Source organism: Streptomyces coeruleofuscus (assembly GCF_039532725.1).
In the GTDB taxonomy this organism is placed as follows: Bacteria; Actinomycetota; Actinomycetes; order Streptomycetales; family Streptomycetaceae; genus Streptomyces; species Streptomyces coeruleofuscus.
Genome location: NZ_BAAASE010000009.1, coordinates 182,289 through 199,655, shown reverse-complemented (window position 1 = coordinate 199,655; position 17,367 = coordinate 182,289). Strand labels below are relative to the sequence as shown.

Annotated in this window: 12 protein-coding genes; 10 read left to right on the top strand and 2 right to left on the bottom strand. The window is 71.5% G+C overall.

What is annotated here, in order from left to right; genetic code table 11:
- Nucleotides 1-3: 3 nt before the first annotated feature.
- Together ABFX81_RS31760 and ABFX81_RS31755 are read left to right on the top strand one after the other, a co-directional pair.
- Nucleotides 4-1,488, top strand: a complete 1,485-nt coding sequence (locus tag ABFX81_RS31760; protein WP_086852673.1) for a HEAT repeat domain-containing protein — start codon at nt 4-6, stop codon at nt 1,486-1,488.
- Between the two features lie 288 nt (nt 1,489-1,776).
- Complete coding sequence (locus tag ABFX81_RS31755) at nt 1,777-2,139, top strand: hypothetical protein (RefSeq protein ID WP_086852670.1); 363 nt, start codon at nt 1,777-1,779, stop codon at nt 2,137-2,139.
- Between the two features lie 71 nt (nt 2,140-2,210).
- On the opposite strand, the gene ABFX81_RS31750 is transcribed toward ABFX81_RS31755, so the two are convergent.
- Nucleotides 2,211-2,636, bottom strand: coding sequence for a hypothetical protein (locus ABFX81_RS31750; protein WP_086852668.1), 426 nt, complete (start codon nt 2,634-2,636; stop codon nt 2,211-2,213).
- 98 nt (nt 2,637-2,734) lie between these two features.
- Between ABFX81_RS31750 and ABFX81_RS31745 the strand changes: the two genes are divergently transcribed.
- Both ABFX81_RS31745 and ABFX81_RS31740 read left to right on the top strand, forming a co-directional pair.
- Nucleotides 2,735-3,013, top strand: coding sequence for a hypothetical protein (locus ABFX81_RS31745; protein WP_086852666.1), 279 nt, complete (start codon nt 2,735-2,737; stop codon nt 3,011-3,013).
- Entirely contained in the window at nt 3,001-4,242 is a 1,242-nt protein-coding gene (locus tag ABFX81_RS31740; RefSeq protein WP_086852664.1) for a nucleotide disphospho-sugar-binding domain-containing protein, read from the top strand. Before ABFX81_RS31745 ends, ABFX81_RS31740 begins: the two co-directional genes overlap by 13 nt.
- Before the next feature lie 12 nt (nt 4,243-4,254).
- On the opposite strand, the gene ABFX81_RS31735 is transcribed toward ABFX81_RS31740, so the two are convergent.
- Nucleotides 4,255-5,283, bottom strand: a complete 1,029-nt coding sequence (locus ABFX81_RS31735) for a substrate-binding domain-containing protein (RefSeq protein WP_086852662.1) — start codon at nt 5,281-5,283, stop codon at nt 4,255-4,257.
- 244 nt (nt 5,284-5,527) lie between these two features.
- Here ABFX81_RS31735 and ABFX81_RS31730 point away from each other — a divergent pair, with 244 nt between their 5' ends.
- The 6 genes from ABFX81_RS31730 to ABFX81_RS31705 are packed head-to-tail and all read left to right on the top strand — an operon-like array spanning nt 5,528 to nt 17,063.
- Nucleotides 5,528-6,844, top strand: coding sequence for an ABC transporter substrate-binding protein (locus tag ABFX81_RS31730; protein WP_346139012.1), 1,317 nt, complete (start codon nt 5,528-5,530; stop codon nt 6,842-6,844).
- 44 nt (nt 6,845-6,888) lie between these two features.
- On the top strand, nt 6,889-7,845 hold the full coding sequence (locus ABFX81_RS31725; protein ID WP_086855575.1) for an ABC transporter permease subunit: 957 nt from the start codon (nt 6,889-6,891) through the stop codon (nt 7,843-7,845).
- Between the two features lie 29 nt (nt 7,846-7,874).
- Complete coding sequence (locus ABFX81_RS31720) at nt 7,875-8,696, top strand: ABC transporter permease subunit (RefSeq protein WP_086855574.1); 822 nt, start codon at nt 7,875-7,877, stop codon at nt 8,694-8,696.
- 18 nt (nt 8,697-8,714) lie between these two features.
- Nucleotides 8,715-10,709, top strand: a complete 1,995-nt coding sequence (locus tag ABFX81_RS31715; RefSeq protein WP_346139011.1) for a glycoside hydrolase family 127 protein — start codon at nt 8,715-8,717, stop codon at nt 10,707-10,709.
- The gene (locus tag ABFX81_RS31710; RefSeq protein WP_346139010.1) at nt 10,646-14,884 is read left to right on the top strand and encodes an Ig-like domain-containing protein; all 4,239 of its coding nucleotides are present in this window, start codon (nt 10,646-10,648) and stop codon (nt 14,882-14,884) included. Before ABFX81_RS31715 ends, ABFX81_RS31710 begins: the two co-directional genes overlap by 64 nt.
- Nucleotides 14,885-14,909: 25 nt before the next feature.
- Nucleotides 14,910-17,063, top strand: a complete 2,154-nt coding sequence (locus ABFX81_RS31705) for a glycoside hydrolase family 127 protein (protein WP_346139009.1) — start codon at nt 14,910-14,912, stop codon at nt 17,061-17,063.
- The last annotated feature ends 304 nt before the right edge of the window (nt 17,064-17,367 follow it).

Below are 17,367 nucleotides of genomic sequence, written 5' to 3'. Positions count from 1 at the left end.
GCCATGGGGGCGGACCATCAGATCGCTTTCCTCCTGCGCGAGTCGGAGGCGCCGGACCCGGCGCGGCGCGCGGCGGCGGTGAAGGGGCTCGGGAGGACGGGCGGGGCCAGGTACGTCCGCGTCCTCACCGAGGCGGCCGGCGACCCCGCGTCCACCGTGCGCGCGGCCGCCGCCCTGGCCCTCGGCCGGCTCGGGGATCCCGAGGCGGGCGGCGAGGTGCTGGTCCCGTTGATGGAGGACACGGACCCCCGCGTACGGCGCAGGGCATCCGTCGCCGCCATCCGACTGGGACTCCAAGGACCCGCGGTGACACAGGCCTTCGCACGGCTGCTGTCCGACCCGGACCACCACCTGCGGATCAACGCCCTGGACGGTTTGGAGGCCCTGGGCGTACCCGGGGACGTCACTTCCCTCGTCGGGCTGCTCGGTGACCCGGACTTCACCGTGTGGGGGCGGGCCCGGAGTCTGGTGCACCGCTTCAGGGACGACGCGGCTGTACGGGCGGAGGTGATCCGCACCGCCCGCGAGGGCCCGGCCGCCGCCCGCGTGCGGGCCCTGGACCTGCTGCCGGACCGCTGCACCGAGCAGCTCCTGGAGTCCCTGCTCACGGGACTGAGCGATCCTTCCGCCGAGGTCCGGAAAGCCGTGGCCCGGAGGTTGTTCGACGTGGCACGGCCCGAGGCGCGGGACGCGCTGGCCGCGGCGCTGGGGACCGAGCGGGATCCCGGGGTGGCCGCATACCTGCTGCGCCGTCTCGGAGGTCTGGGCGATGAGCGGGTGACCGGACCGGCGGTGCGATGGCTGCGCGATCCCGAGGCCGGAGCACCGGCCGCGCGCGCCTTGGCGGAAGCGGCCCCGTCGACGGCCGCCGCACACCTGCGCACGGTCATGGCCGACCGCACGGTCCACCCCCGCCCAAGGGCCGCCGCGGCCACGGCCGTCGGGGCCGGCGGAGGATGGGACGCCGTCTGGCTGCTGCTGCCCCTGCTGGACGACCCCGACGACGGGGTGCGCGCCGGCGCGATCGACGGTCTCGGAGAACTCGTCGAGAACGGGCTTCGCCCGTGGGAACGCCGTCCCGTGGCCCGGGCCCTGGTCGCCCGCCTCGCTGCCGGCGGACCGCACACCTGGGGCGCACGCAACGCCCTCGACGGCCTCACCCAGGCCCTGCCCGCCGTACGGCGCCTCGCGGACGGCGCGGCCTCCGGCGAGGTCCGGGCCGCCGCCCTGTCGCTGCTCGACGGGGACGACGAGACCGACGAGCACACCCACGACGACGTACGGCGCTTCCTGTGCGGCCTGGACGACCCGCACGAGCCGGTCCGCTACGAGGCCGTGCTCGGTCTCGGACGCTGGGTCGCGGCGACCGGCACGCTGCCACCCGGAAGCGAGGAAGGGCACAGCCGACTGACCGCCCTCACCACGGACGCCTCCCATCGGCTGCGCCACGCCGCCGCCGGTCTGCTCGAAGCACTGGACACCGACTGATTCTTCCCGGCGGGCATCGGCTGGTACTGCGGTCTCGTCGACGTCATCGCCCCGTACCTGCCCGTCGCTGAGCAGGCCGCCCTCGGCACCCTTGTGGCCGGGGCGCATGGAGGCTCAGCGGTACGGAGGCCGTGCGCGGCGTTAGAAAAGGGCCCGCTGAGGCCTGCAGTCCCGGCCGGCGTGAGGGTCGCGCCACGGGAGCGGCCTGCTCCGGAGTTTACCTTTTAGATTGATGACGGCGGCCAGTGCGACACAGAGGTCGGGCGGCCAGGCAGAAAGGAATGTCTCATGCCGAGCGGAGAGTCTTGGTATGTCCTGGTGGAGGAGAACGGATATCACGGGGTAGGTGATGTTTTCAGCGTCTCCGAGGTTGAGTATGTCGATGGGGGGCGTGCGCGTGCCAGGGAGATGGCTCTCGAGATTGCCAAAAAATATCCGGATTCCACTCGGTATGCTGACTACCAGAGGTCTGTATTCCGTATCGATGAGAATGCGCTGATAGTTGTCCTGCAGAAGGACCGGAGAAAAGTCAGCTTTCGCGTGACTGTCGGTGAGTTGGTCCACACGGAAGAGGCGGCGGTGGAAGTCGAAGCGCAGGAACCCGACACCGGTGAGGGCGTGCTGCGGCGAGCGTTCCGGAAGAAGAAGTAGAGCTGCACCGGCGTGGCGGTCCCTCGCAGAGTTCAAACCGGTCATCCACCACGCCGCCTTGGCGGTTTCGCTCAGCGCCGGTGGACGATCCGTTCCCAGCTCTGGCGTTCGGTGTTCCACGCTACCGTGACGGCCCGGCCCCGCGGGTCGGGCTCGGCCAGCGATTCAAGGCCGTGCTCGCCGAGCGCGACGAGCGCTTCCAGTGCCGCGTCAGGGATGTCGCTCGGTACACGGAATTCCATGCGCCCGTCCTGCTCCTCGATCACCAGGTGCGGTCCGGAGACTTGGCCGTCACCGCGAAGAAAACGGGCTCGGATCGTGGCGCGTGCCGCATCGAGCGTGCGCTGAGCAGCCTGGGCGGCGATGGTCTGGAGGAACGGTACGAACCCCACGGCAACCGCGAACGCCGCTACTTCGAGGGCCTGTTGAGCGCTCCCCGCACCGGTGGCGGCGGGCGGCCCCGCGGGGCGGTGAGTTACCACGGTCGATGTGAACACCGGATGGGAGAGCAGATGGTTCCACGGCTCCGGCGCGAAGCTGTTCGGCGTTGCCCACCTGAGTCCCCTCCCAATGTGGGGCCTCCTGCGTAGGGAGCGTGGTGGTCCTGGTCGCCGACGGCCGCGCCAAGCCCCCCGGCCCCGTCGCCGAGAACGTCCTCAAGGCCCTCGTCTCCGAGAAGCCGCTGCCGAAGCAGGACAAGTCCCGGACGGTCGACAGCGACGACGCGCTGTATGGGCTGGAAGTCGAAAACCGCACAGAAGCCCGTTCGCCCACGTCCCAGGCATCACCCGCACCGGCGATTCCCGGACACCGGCCGCCGTACACCGCGTGTCGCCCGCCCGGCCGGGCCACACTGGGACCATGCGCGTGGTGATCATGACGGCGGGGTCGCGCGGCGACGTCGCGCCCTACACCGGCCTGGGCGCGGGGCTGGTGCGGAGCGGGCACGAGGTCACGCTCGTCACACACGGCCTGTTCGAGTCGCTGACCGCCGGTTCCGGAGTGCGGTTCCGTCCGACCCCGGTCGACCCGCACGCCGTGTCGCGCTCCGACAGCGGCCGCAGCCTGCACGCCAGCACCACAGGACTCGGCAAACTGCTGCGCGCGGTGTCGATGGCACGGTCCGCGGCCGAGGAGATGACCGACGCCCTGGTACAGGCGGCCCGCGGCGCGGACGCCGTCCTGGCCGCCGGTGCCGTGGCTCCGCTGGGCCGCGCCATCGCCGCGGGCCTGGCTCTGCCCAGCCTGGGACTGTTCCTCCAACCCCAGCATCCGACACGCGAGTTCGGCGCACCCATGCTCGGCGGACGCCCGCTCGGCACCGTGGGCAACCGCCTGGGCGGAGTGGCCGTCACCGCCGCCGTCGACCGGGTCTTCACCCAGGCCATGCGCCGGCTGCGCACCCGGCACGGGATGGCCCTGCCTGGCGCGTCCGTGCTCCGCCGTACCCATGAGCGGGCGCGGTGGCCCGTGCTGCACGGATTCAGCGAGCTGGTGGTGCCCCGCCCCCGGGACTGGCGGCCCGGACTGGAGATCGCCGGGTACTGGTGGCCGTACGACACCCGCACGCTGCCCGGGGAACTGGAGGAGTTCCTCGCCGCCGGGCCCGCCCCGGTCTTCGTCGGACTGGGCAGCGCCACCGTGCCGGACCCGGAACACCTCAGCGGCGAGATCGTGCGCGCCCTGCGTGCGGCGGGACTGCGCGGTGTGATCCAGCAGGGGTGGGCGGGCCTCGCCGCCGACGCCGACGATGTGATCACGGTCGGCGACGTGCCGCACGCGTCGCTGTTTCCCCGGATGGCCGCCGTGGTCCACCACGCCGGGGCCGGCACCACCGCCGCCGTACTGCGCGCGGGAGTCCCCACCGTGCCGGTGCCCGTGCAGTTCGACGGCGGCTTCTGGGCGTCCCGTCTCGTCGCGCTGGGCACCGCGCCCCGCGCCGTCCCGCTGCGCCGCCTCACCGCCGAAGCCCTCGCCCCCGCCCTGCGCCACGCCACGAGCGACCCCGCATACCGCCACCGCGCCCAGGCCCTGGCACGCCGACTGGCCCGGGAGGACGGCGTGGCACCGGTGCTGGCCGCGCTCGACCGCCTCGCGCCGTGACCGGCTGCCGGCTCACGACAGCGGCACCGTCGACCCCCTGATCACCACCCGGCAGGGCAGGGTCTCGACCCCCGACCGCCGCGTGCCGGCGATCGCCGTGAACAGGGCGTGCGCCGCCGCGCGGCCGACCTGTTCGAGGTTCATGTCGACGCTGGTCAGCGGCGGCCGGGACGCCGACGTCAGGACCCGCCAGTTGTCGAAGCCCATCACCGCCACGTCCTCGGGCACCCGGTGGCAGCGCTCGCGCAGGACGTCCATGACGCCCCGGGCGATCTGGTCGCTGCCGCACAGCACCGCGTCCACGTCCGGGTGCCGGTCGAGCAGCATCGCGGTGGCCGCCCGGCCCCAGCCCTCCGACCACGCCCCGAACCGCGGCTCGCCGACCAGCGTCAGACCGGCGTCGGCGAGCGCGGCCCGGGCGCCCTCGGCCCGCTCCCGCGCCGCGCCGTAGCCGGGGTCGCCGGTGATGTGCGCGATGCGGGTACGGCCGCAGGCCAGCAGATGCTCCACGGCGATGCGGCCCGCGCCGACGCTGTCCGGGACGATGGACAGGTCCTCCGGATCCTCCGACGGCGCGTACGCGTAGACGACGGGGACGGGCAGCTCGCGCCCGAGGGACGGACGCGGATCGGTCCGGCTGCCGACCACGATGAGGCCGTCGACCCGGCGGCCCAGCAACGCGCGGACATGGTGCTGCTCGCGGATCGCGTCCCCCCGGGCGTCACACAGGAACACCGCGACCTCGCCCGCTCCGAAGGCGTCCTCGGCGCCCATCAGTATCGGGATCCCGAACCGGCCCTCCAGGTCGCTGGTGAGCAGCCCCACCGTGCCCGTCCGCCCGGCCAGCAGGCCCCGGGCCACCTGGTTGGGCCGGAACGCCAGCCGCTCGGCCGCCTCGATGACCCGTTCCCTGGTCTCCGCCCGTACCTGGCTGCGGCCGTTGAGAGCCTTGGACGCCGTGGCGATCGACACGCCCGCCAGCCGGGCGACATCGCTGAGCGTGGCGGGCTGCGAACGAGCGGGGCGGGTGGCCTCTGCCATGAGGGTTCTCCTGTCTCGTCTCGCGTCACACACTACGCGAAGGTTTTCGGTCGAGAGGCTCTCAGCGGTTTCGGTGATTGGCCAAGCGCCTTCTGTTACAAGGGGATTGACGGGTGGTGAGTCGGGTCCTAGCGTCTCAGAAAGCCTTTTCTGTTTCTTTCGTCGTCAAGTTCAGTGCCACCACAGCCATCGTCCCGACCGGCAGGCCCGCGCACGGTCCGCCGCGACACGAGGGGGATCGACCATGGGGAGCACGGCAGGACCACGTGGACACCTGCGCCGCCTTGTCACCGGCATCACCGCGCTGCTCGCCGCCGCGAGCCTGGTGACGGCCTGCGGGTCGGGGGACGGCGGCCCGGGCGGCGGGGGAGGAGGGGGAGCGGCGGATGCCAAGGGTGTCGACGACGGCACGAAGCTGACGATGTGGACGCGTGCGGCGACCCGGCCGCAGAGCGAGGCCCTGGTCGAGGCGTACAACGCGAGCCACAAGAACAAGATCGAGCTGACCGTCGTCCCCACCGACGACTACCAGGCCAAGGTCGGCGCGGCAGCCGGATCCAAGGACCTGCCCGACCTGTTCGCCTCCGACGTCGTGTTCGTGCCCAACTACACCTCCAGCGGCCTCTTCGCCGACCTCACCGAACGCGTCGACGCCCTGCCCTTCGCCGAGCACCTCGCCCAGTCGCACATCAAGGCCGGCACGTACGAGGACAAGAAGTACGTGGTCCCGCACACCCTCGACCTGTCGGTGCTCTTCTACAACAAGGACCTCTACCGGAAGGCGAAGCTCGATCCCGAGAAGCCGCCCACCACCCTGCGCGAGTGGGACCGGCAGGCCCGGGCCGTGGACGCCCTGGGCGGTGGCGTCGACGGCACCTTCTTCGGCGGCAACTGCGGCGGCTGCGGCGTCTTCACCTGGTGGCCGTCCGTCTGGGCGGCCGACGAGGACGTCCTGAACGAGGAGGGCACCGAGGCGGACCTCGCCTCCGGCACCGCCAAGAAGGTCTACGACACCTACCGCGGCTGGGTGCGCGACGACATCGTCGCCCCCGGCGCTCGCGACGAGACGGGCACGACCTGGACCGGCGTCTTCCCCAAGGGCAAGGTCGGCGTGATGCCCATGCCGTCCACCACGCTCGGCCTCATGCCCGAGGACCTGGACCTCGGTGTCGCACCCATCCCCGGACCCGACGGCGGCAAGTCCACGTTCGTCGGCGGCGACGCCATCGGCATCTCCGCCACCAGCGAATCGGCCGACCAGGCCTGGAACTTCCTCGCCTGGTCCCTGGGCGACAAGGCCCAGGTCGACGTGGTCGCCGCGCACAAGGACGTGGTGGCCCGTACAGACCTGGCGTCCAACAAGCACTCGAAGGCGGACCCGAGGCTGGTCACCATCAACGAACTCGTCGCCCACGGCCGCACCCCGTACGCCCTGAAGTTCGGCCAGACCTTCAACGACCCCAACGGGCCCTGGCTGACCCTGATGCGCAACGCGGTCTTCGGCGACGGGACGTCCGTCGCGAAGGACAACGAGGCGGTCACCGCCTCACTCGCGGACTGAGCGACCGGCCCCGCCCCTCCCACGTCGTCCGGCAGAGGAGAGCCATGCAGGTCAAGGCGCCCGACCGAACGGCCGCCGAACCCCGAGTACCAGCCCGACGCCCGGCTCCGGCGGCCGCACCGCCCTGGTGGCGGTCCCGCAGGGCCAAGGGCCTGGCCTACGCGGCCCCCACGGCCGTCTTCGTCGCGGTCTTCTTCCTGCTGCCGCTGCTGCTGGTGGGGCAGATGTCGCTCAGCGACTGGCCGCTGCTGGCGGGAGACCGCGGCGTCAACGCGCCCGAGAACTACACCGACATCACCGGCAGCACCCTGTTCTGGCCCGCGATCCGCTTCACCCTCCTCTACACCGTCATCGTCACGGCCGCACTCCTCGCCCTGGCGCTGGGCCTCGCCCTGCTCGTGCAGGAATCCCGCCCCGGAGCCGGCTTCTTCCGCACGGTCTACTTCCTGCCCAGCGCCCTCGGGCTGGCCTCCGCCTCCCTGCTGTTCTGGGGCCTGTACAGCCCCACCACCGGCCCTCTCAGCCGCCTGCTGGAGAAGCTCGGCCTGGTCGACGACCCGGTGTCCTTCCTCGGCACCCCGAACTCGGCCCTGCTGTCGACGGTCTTCCTCATCGTCTGGAAGTTCGCCGGCTTCTACATGCTGATCCTGCTCGTCGGCCTCCAGCGCATCCCGCACGAGGTGTACGAGGCGGCCCGGATGGACGGCGCGAGCCGCGGCCAGATCTTCCGCTCCATCACCCTGCCGCTGCTGCGGCCCTCCCTCGCCCTGTGCCTGCTGCTGTGCGTGACCGGGTCCCTGCTCGCCTTCGACCAGTTCTTCATCCTCACCAAGGGCGGACCGGACAACAGCACCGTCACCGTCGTCCAGTTGATCTACCGGGAGGCCTTCCAGCGGCTGAACCTCGGCACCGCGGCCGCCCTGTCGATCGTCGTCCTGGCCGTGCTGCTCCTGCTGAACGCCCTCCAGTTCCGCGGCCTGCGCAACGCCGACGACTCATGAACCCCGCCGCACGCAGAAGGGACACCACGGTGCTCACCCGCGCCCTCGGCCGCACGCCCCACTACGTCGTCGCCGCGAGCCTCGCCGTCATCTTCCTCTTCCCCCTGCTGTGGAACGCCTGGGCGTCGGTCAGCGGCCAGCCCGGCACCGCCCAGCAGTCCGGCTACGGCCTCGGCAACTACCGGACCCTGCTCGACTACGACGCGGGCCTGTGGCGGTACCTCCTCAACAGCACCATCGTGTCGGCGCTGACCGTCGCCCTGACCCTCGGCGTGTCCCTGCTCGGCGGCTACGCCTTCGCCCGCTTCGACTTCCCCGGCAAGAACCTGCTGTTCCTGCTCACCCTGGCCATCCTCATGGTCCCGTACGCGACGCTCCTCATCCCCCTGTACGTCCTGCTGGGCCGGCTGCACCTGGAGAACTCGCTGATCGGGCTGAGCCTGGTCCTCGCGATGTTCCAGCTGCCGTTCGCCACCTTCATGATGCGGATCTCCTTCGAGGCCGTACCGCGCGAGCTGGAGGAGTCGGCACTCGTCGACGGCTGCGGCACGGCGGGCGCGCTGCGCCGGGTCCTGCTCCCGGCGGTGCGGCCGGGGCTGATCACCGTGGGGCTCTTCGCGTTCCTCGCGGCCTGGAACGACTTCATCGCACCGCTGATCCTCATCTCCGACAGCGAGAAGGCACCCCTGCCCCTGGCCGTCGCCAACCTGCGGCAGCAGAGCATGGGAGCCGTCGACTACGGCGCGACCGAGGCGGGCGTGGTGGTCCTCGCCGTGCCCTGCCTGCTGCTGTTCCTGCTTCTGCAACGGCACTACATCAGGGGCTTCATGTCCGGCGCGCTCAAGGGCTGAGGCGCAGGGAATCCGACCATGACCGAAGGGACGTACCGAAGGCATGAACCGGTGAAGGGGAACACGGCACACTCGCCCGTCCTGCCGGTGGCGCCGACCCGCGGCCGACTGCGCCCGCTCGGCCTCGACGAGGTGAGGATCACCGGGGGCTTCTGGGCCCGGCGCCGCCACACCAACGCGACCGCGACGCTCGGACACTGCCGCGACTGGATGGAACGCGAGGGCTGGACCGGCAACTTCCGGGCCGCCGCCGAGGGCCGGATCCAACGGGACCGGCGCGGCCGGGAGTTCGCCGACTCCGAGACGTACAAGCTGCTCGAAGCCATGGCGTGGGAGGGCGGTTCCCACGATGCGGAGATCACCGCACTCACCGACGTGATCGCCCCCGCCCAGGCCCCGGACGGCTATCTGAACACCGCCTTCGGCCGCCCCGGTCAGCAGTCCCGCTACAGCGACCTCGAATGGGGACACGAACTCTACTGTCATGGCCACCTCATCCAGGCGGGAGTCGCCCAGGCCCGCGCCCGGGGCGAGGGCGAGCTGGTGAAGATCGCCCGCCGGGCCGCCGACCACGTCTGCGCCTCCTTCGGCCCGGGAGGCAACCCGGGCATCTGCGGACACCCGGAGATCGAGACGGCCCTCGTGGAACTCGCCCGGCTGACAGGGGAGCAGCGCTATCTCGACCAGGCCGCGCTGTTCGTCGACCGGCGCGGCCACGGCACACTGGCCGACATCGAGTTCGGCCGCGCCTACTTCCAGGACGACCTGCCCGTCCGCCGGGCCGAAGTACTGCGGGGCCACGCCGTCCGGGCCCTCTACCTCGCGGCCGGCGCCGTCGACGTGGCCGTGGAGACCGGCGACGACGCCCTGCTCGCCGCCGTCGTACGGCAGTGGGAGGCCACGGTCGCCCGGCGGACCTATCTGACCGGCGGGATGGGCTCGCACCACCGCGACGAGTCCTTCGGCGACGACTTCGTCCTGCCACCGGACCGTGCCTACTCGGAGACCTGCGCCGGTGTCGCCTCCGTGCTGCTCGCCTGGCGGCTGCTGCTCGCCACCGGCGAACCGCGCTTCGCCGACCTGGCCGAGCGGACCCTGTTCAACGTGATCGCGACGTCCCCGTCCGAGGACGGCCGGGCCTTCTTCTACGCCAACACCCTGCACCGCCGCCACCGCGGCACCATGCCTCCGGCGGACCGCGTCAGCCCGCGCGCCGACTCGGGCCTGCGTGCCCCCTGGTTCGCCGTGTCGTGCTGCCCGACCAACGTGGCGCGCATCCTGGCCCAACTGCCCGCGTACCTGGCGACCACGGACGACAGCGGCGTTCAGCTGCACCAGTACGCCGACGCGGAGCTCGCCACGTCCTTCGCCGACGGGCAGGGCGTGGCGCTGCGGGTCCGCACCGACTACCCGTCCGGCGGGACCGTCGCCGTACGGATCAGCCGTTCCCCGGTCCGCCCCTGGACCCTGTCCCTGCGCGTCCCCGCGTGGGCGGCGGGCGCGACCGCCTGGCTGGTCGACCCGGACGGGCGACGCCGTACGGTCGCCCCGGGCACGGCGCGGCTCACCCGGATCTTCCGGCCCGGCGACGAGATACGCCTCGAACTGCCCGTCACACCGCGCTGGATCGGGTCCGACCCCCGCATCGACGCGACCCGAGGCACCCTGGCCGTCCAGCGCGGCCCCCTCGTCTACTGCGCCGAGTCCACCGACCTGCCCGACGGACACGACGTCGACGCGCTCCGCGTGGATCCGTCCGCCGAACCGGAGGACGGCCCGGACGGCACGGTCGTCGCCCCCGGCGAACTCGCCGCACCCGCCGACCCGCACGACACCCCATGGCCGTACCGCCCGCTCGACCGGGCCACCGCACCGACGGCCGACCGCACCGGGATCACGCTCGTCCCGTACCACTCCTGGGCGAACCGCGGCCCCTCGACCATGCGCGTGTGGCTGCCGACCACCCAGTCCCCGACCCCGCCCCCGCCCCCGACGACGCCCACCCGGAGGTAGTCGTGCCCGCACCGCGAAGACGACACCGCCGCGGCGCCCTGGCCGCAGCGCTGGCCCTGGGCCTGCTCGCCCCGCTCGCCGCGACCACCCCGGCCGCGGCGGACAACTCGGCGATCGGTTACCCGGTCTACTCCGGAACGGACGACCCCGTCCCCGCCCTCCCGGCCGGCTTCACCGTCCACCGCACCCTGCGCGCCCAGTACGAGGCCGACCGGAAGGCGGGGGACGGCACCGACTTCTGGATGGACCGGATGCTGGCCCGCAAGGGCCAGGACCCGGCAGGCGACTGGCTGTTCACCCGGGGACGCGCCGTGTTCATGAAGGAACACGAGCCCGCGAGGCTGGGCTTCGCCGGCAAGGTCGCCTACTGGGAGAGCATCGACAACCGCTCCGCGTACACGCTCACCCTGAACGCCGACGGAGAGAATCTCACCCTCCGGGAGGACACCGGCACCCGTACACAGACGCCCAGCTACTGGAGGAGCGAGTTCACGCACGAGGCGACCGGCCTGAAGGTGACCCAGACCAAATTCATCACCGAGGCCAACGTCGCCGTCACCAACCTGGCCCTCACCAACACAGGGGCCGAGAGCCGCGAGGTCCGGCTGCGCGCCACGTCCCCGTACGCGACGACCGCCGAGGGACGGGAGCTCACCGGCGCGGTGCCCGCGAAGAACAACCTCACGACCGTCTTCCCCCGCCTCAGCGGTGACGGCTTCGCCCCCGAGGACGAGTCCCTGACGCGCGCGCTCACCCTGCCCGCGGGCCGCACTCTCACCACCAAGGTGCAACTGGGCTTCGTCACCGAGGAGATCAACGACTCCCGGCCCGCGTACGACTCCGTGCGCACCGCCTCCCCGGCCACGGCCTTCCGCCGGCACGTGCAGACGTACAACCGCTGGTGGGCCGAGAACCTGCCGTACCTCGACATCCCCGACGACAACATCGAGAAGACGCTGTACTACCGCTGGTGGCTGCTGCGTTACAACTACCTCGACGCCGACATCCCGGGCAACGACTACCAGTTCCCGACCTCCATGGAGGGCGTGCTCGGCTACAACAACGCGATCGCACTCACGGTCGGCATGTTCGTCGACGACCTCAAGTACCTGCGCGACCCGGCCTACTCCTACGGCCCGTGGGTGTCCGCCGGAGAGGTCTCGAAGAACGGCAAGTACACCGACAACCCCGGCGACCCGGAGAACTGGTCCAACAGCTACACCCAGTACATCTCCGAGGCGGCCTGGCGCTCCTACCAGGTGCACGGCGGCCCCGACGGCATCGTGCGCAACCTCGCCCGCTACGCGGAGAAGGACGTCCGCGGCCAGTTGGAGAACTACGACGAGGACGGCAACGGCCTGATCGAGTACGACTGGGGCGCCATGACCGGCAACGACGCCGACGCCGTGTCGTTCGACTGGAAACCCGGGAACCTGGACCGCGCCGAATCCGCGTACGTCTACAGCAACGCGACAGCGGCGGCCCGCGCCTACGACCTGCTCGGCGAGAGCGCGAAGGCCGACGAGATGCGCGCGACGGCGAACCGCGTGCGGAAAGCCGTCCTCGAACACCTCTGGGACCCCAAGGACAAGCTGCTCAAGCACCGGCATGTCGACAGCGACAGCCTGGTGCCCTGGAAGGAGATCAACAACTACTACCCGTACAGCGTGGGCCTGATGCCCACCCCGGACGAGGACCCGCAGTACCTCGAAGCGCTGCGCCTGTGGGCGGACGCGAAGCAGTACCCCGTCTTCCCGTTCTTCACCGCCAACCAGGCGGACAAGGCCGAGGCGGCGGAACAGGGGCACCCGGGGAGCAACAACTTCTCCGTCATCAACTCCACCGTCACCTTCCGCTTCCTGTCCTCGGTGCTACGGAAGTACCCGAACAAGTACGTCGACAGCACCTGGTACAAGAAACTGCTGTCCTGGAACGCCTGGGCCCACTACATCGGCGGCGACAACCGCTGGCCCGACCAGAACGAGTTCTGGGCCGACGGCACCGCCGACCCGCAGAAGATCGGCTACCGCTCCTGGATCCACCACACCATCCTCGGCACCACCAACTGGACGGTGATCGAGGACGCGATGGGCTTCCGGCCGCGCACCGACCGGAAGATCGAGCTGTCGCCGATCGACATCGACTGGCCGCACTTCGCGGTCACCGACATCAACTACCGCGGCACGGACGTCGCCGTCGTGTGGGACGAACCGGGCGACGGGAAACGGCCGTACGGCCGCCAGGTCCCCGAGGGGTACTCCGTCTACCTCGACGGGAAGCTCGCCCTCACCGCCGACCGCCTCGCCCACCTCGTCTACGACCCCGCCACCCGCAAGGTCAGCTTCCCCGACGGGGGAGGGGCCAAGGCGAAGACCACCGGCCTGCGTACGGCGGTCGCGAGCCCGCAGGACGTCGCCTACGGTCCGAAGGACCGCGTCACCGACCTGTTCGCCAAGGCCGGCCGGGACCTCACCGGCAGGGCCGGGGACAACCTCGCCGCCGGCGCCACCGCCCGCGCCTCCCACGAGGCCGACGGCCACGGCGTGGCCGGTGCCGTCGACGGCTTCACCGTCAACGAGCCCTACTGGGGCGCCCGCGGCTCGGGCAACACCGAGGACTGGTACGAGCTCGACTTCGGCCGCCGACGCACGGTCGACGACGTCCGGCTCCACTTCTACAGCGACAAACGGCCCGGCGGATACGCCGAACCCGCCCTCTACACCGTGCAGTACCAGGACGGGAACGGCGAGTGGCAGGCCGTGGCCGGCCCCGCCAAGTCACCGCCCTACCCGCGGGCCAACCTCAACCAGGTGCGCTTCAAGGAGGTGACCACGGCCAAGCTGCGGGTGCTGCTGCGCCATCGCGACGGCCACACCAGCGGCCTGAAGGAGATCCAGGCCCACGACACCGGCGCGCGCCCGCCGGCGGCCCGCAACCGGCCGCCCTACGTCGAGGCCTGGCGGGACAGGACGTACACGCGTCCGGGCCAGGTCAGGCTGACGGGCGTCGTCGAGGACGACGGGCTGCCGCAGGGCACCCTGTCCGCCTCCTGGAAGGCGGCCGACGGCCCGGACGGCGGCACCGTCATCTTCGACGACCCGCGCGCCGCCACGACCGTCGCCCGGTTCACCGAGGCGGGCACCTATGCCCTGGAACTCACCGCCGACGACGGCCGGTCGACGTCGTCGAAGCGGGTCGTGGTGAAGGTCGGGGAGCTGGGGGACGGCCAGGTGAACCTGGCACCGTCCGCGACCCCCACCGCGTCCCACACCTCCGGCTGGGAGTCGGTGACCGCGGTCAACGACGGCCGCGAACCCGCTTCGTCCTCGGACGCCCCGCGCTGGGGGAGCTGGCCGCAGAAGGGCACCCAGTGGGTCCAGTACACGTGGGACGACCCCGTCCGCGTGGCCGGCTCCGACCTGTACTTCTTCCGCGACGCGCAGCCCGGCGCGGCCGACGGCGTGGGCGTGCCCGAGTCCTGGGTCATCGAGTACCGCGACGGCGACACCTGGCGCGAGGTCCCCGGCCCCAGCGGCTACGGCACCGCCGAGGACCGCTACAACCGGACCACCTTCACCCCGGTCACCACCACCGCCCTGCGGGCGAAGCTCACCGGACACCCGAACCTCGCCCTCGGCGTACAGGAGTGGAAGGTCTACGCCGAGACACCGGAGTCGGTGCGCGAGACCCACATCCCCACCCTCCGCGGCACCGTCCCCGACCTGCCCGAGCAGGTGACGCTGGTGTACGCCGACGGCTCCACGGCGCGCTCCCCGGTGGCCTGGCCGGCCCTGACCGAGGACCAGGTCGCCGAGGGCGGCACCAGCGTGACGGTGACCGGCCTCGCCGACCGCACCGCGCGGCCGGTCACCGCCACCGTATGGGTCCGGCTCAACGGTGCGGTGGAGATCACCAGCATCGCCGGGGAACGCGTCACCACCCGCCCGGGCAGGCCCCCCACGCTCCCCGCCACGGTGGTCGCCACGTACAACGACGGCTCCAAGGACAGCCGCACACAGGTGACCTGGGACCCGGTGGACCCGGACCAGTACGCCGGTCCCGGAACCTTCGAGGTCGGGGGAACCGTGCCGGGCACCTCGCAACGCGCCACGGCCACGGTCACCGTGACGCCCCCGGATGACCCTCGCCCTGGAGGGGCCCTCTCCATCCGCTGACCATCCATGACGATCGGAGTGCGCCATGTCCCAGCCACCCACCCGGCGCCGCGTGCTGAGCCTGACCGCCGGTGCCGCGGCCACCCCGCTCCTGGCCTCCGGGCCCCTGGCCGAAGCCGCCCACGCCGCCCCGGCGACCTCCACGGCGAAGGCCGGGGGAGCGCTGCCCGCCCAGCCCGCCTGGCCGGTGCGGCCCTTCGCCCTGCACGAGGTCAGCCTCGGCGGAGGCGTCTTCCGCACCAAGCGCGACCTGATGCTCGACTACGCCCGCACGTACCCGGCCGACCGCATCCTGGCGGTCTTCCGCGCCAACGCCGGACTCGACACCCGGGGCGCGCGCCCGCCGGGCGGCTGGGAAACGGCCGACGGCAACCTGCGCGGCCACTACGGCGGCCACTTCCTCACCCTCGTCGCCCAGGCATACGCCGACACACGCGAGGCCGCCCTCAAGTCCAAGCTCGACCACCTGGTCACCGCCCTCGGCGAATGCCAGCAGGCCCTCGCCGAACACGGCAGCCCGAAGCCCAGTCATCCCGGCTATCTGGCGGCCTACCCGGAAACCCAGTTCATCTTGCTGGAGAGCTACACGACGTACCCCACCATCTGGGCGCCGTACTACACCTGCCACAAGATCATGCGCGGGCTCCTGGACGCCCACACCCTGGCCGGCAACCGACAGGCGCTGACCATCGCCGCGAAGATGGGCGACTGGGTGCACAGCCGGCTGGGCCACCTCCCCAAGACCCAACTGGAGCGCATGTGGTCGATCTACATCGCCGGTGAGTACGGCGGCATGAACGAGGTCATGACGGACCTGTACGCCCTCACCGGCCGGGCGGAACACCTCGCCGCCGCCCGCTGCTTCGACAACACCGCGCTGCTGACCGCCTGCGCGGAGAACCGCGACATCCTGGAGGGCAGACACGCCAACCAGCACATCCCTCAGTTCACCGGCTACCTCCGCCTGTTCGACCACACGGGCGAGGAGAGCTACGCCGCCGCGGCCCGCAACTTCTGGGGCATGGTCGCGGGCCCCCGCACGTACGCCCTGGGCGGCACCGGGCAGGGCGAGATGTTCCGCGCCCGCGGCGCCATCGCGGCCACCCTGGACGACAAGAACGCCGAGACCTGCGCGACGTACAACATGCTCAAGCTGAGCCGGCAGCTCTTCTTCCACGACCCCGATCCCGCCTACATGGACTACTACGAGCGGGGCCTGACCAATCACATCCTCGCCTCGCGCCGGGACGCCCCCGGCACCGACAGCCCCGAGGTCACCTACTTCGTCGGCATGGGCCCGGGCGTACGACGCCAGTACGGCAACACCGGCACCTGCTGCGGCGGCACCGGCATGGAGAACCACACCAAGTACCAGGACTCGGTCTACTTCCGCTCCGCCGACGGCAGCGCCCTGTACGTCAACCTCTACCTGGCCTCCACCCTGCGCTGGCCGGAACGCGGCCTGGTCATCGAGCAGACGAGCGACTACCCGGCGGAGGGTGTACGCACCCTGACCTTCCGCGAGGGGGGAGGCCCGCTCGCCCTGAAACTCCGCGTCCCGTCCTGGGCCACGGCAGGCGTCACGGTCACCGTCAACGGAGCCCCGCACCGGGCCGAAGCCGAGCCCGGCACCTACCTCACCCTGAACAGGAACTGGCGCCGGGGGGACCGCGTCCGCATCTCGACGCCCTACCGCCTGCGCATCGAACGCGCCCTGGACGATCCGACCGTCCAGTCACTTTTCTACGGCCCGCTCCTCCTGACGGCCCAGAGCCCGGAACAGCAGTTCCGCACCTTCTCGTTCTTCAAGGACTTCACCCTCCGCGGCGACCTGGCCGACGCGATCAGGCCCACGAACCGCCCCCTGCACTTCACCACGCACGACCTGACCCTCGCGCCCTTCCACATCGGCGACGACGCCCCCTACCACGCCTACTTCAGACGCTCCGAACCCGCGATCGTGTTCGGCGGGTCCGACTCGGGCGTGCCGAACCACGCCCGCGCCGACGGCCGGACCTTCCTCGACGTCCTGTGGCAGCAGGCCCCCTTCCCGGCCTCCGCGCACTTCGTACGCGCCGTACGCACGCTCGCGGGCCGCTGGCTGTCCGAGAACCTGTTCACCCGCACCGAACACGACCGCGTCATCGCGGCGGCGAACGAGGCGGACCTGCGCCGCTGAACGCCGGCGGACCTGTGCCGCTGAACGCCAGGTGAGGACAGGTCCGCTCCCGAGCGTTCCGAAATCGCCAAATCCGGACCGAAAGTCGTCTAGACCAGTCTCGGAGTCTTGAACGCGTCAGTCCGGATCTGCTTGGGTTGCGGACCGATGGCCGCCGTCCGGCGGCCTCTTGGGGGGAATGGTTTCTGTGCTGGGCCTGCGAGGGGGCATGACCGGCGGCCGCGACGGGCGAATACGCCCGCGACCGCCGTCCGCCTGGATCCCGTATCGCCCCTGAGCAGGCGGGCAGGGCGATCGCGGTCTC

What these genes read in the sequence shown, in the direction of transcription:
- ABFX81_RS31740 (WP_086852664.1), top strand. Translation starts at nt 3,001, where the DNA reads ATGCGCGTGGTGATCATGACGGCGGGGTCGCGCGGCGACGTCGCGCCC.
- ABFX81_RS31715 (WP_346139011.1), top strand. Translation starts at nt 8,715, where the DNA reads ATGACCGAAGGGACGTACCGAAGGCATGAACCGGTGAAGGGGAACACG.
- ABFX81_RS31705 (WP_346139009.1), top strand. Translation starts at nt 14,910, where the DNA reads ATGTCCCAGCCACCCACCCGGCGCCGCGTGCTGAGCCTGACCGCCGGT.
- ABFX81_RS31755 (WP_086852670.1), top strand. Translation starts at nt 1,777, where the DNA reads ATGCCGAGCGGAGAGTCTTGGTATGTCCTGGTGGAGGAGAACGGATAT.
- ABFX81_RS31725 (WP_086855575.1), top strand. Translation starts at nt 6,889, where the DNA reads ATGCAGGTCAAGGCGCCCGACCGAACGGCCGCCGAACCCCGAGTACCA.
- ABFX81_RS31730 (WP_346139012.1), top strand. Translation starts at nt 5,528, where the DNA reads ATGGGGAGCACGGCAGGACCACGTGGACACCTGCGCCGCCTTGTCACC.
- ABFX81_RS31735 (WP_086852662.1), bottom strand. Translation starts at nt 5,283, where the DNA reads ATGGCAGAGGCCACCCGCCCCGCTCGTTCGCAGCCCGCCACGCTCAGC.
- ABFX81_RS31760 (WP_086852673.1), top strand. Translation starts at nt 4, where the DNA reads ATGGGGGCGGACCATCAGATCGCTTTCCTCCTGCGCGAGTCGGAGGCG.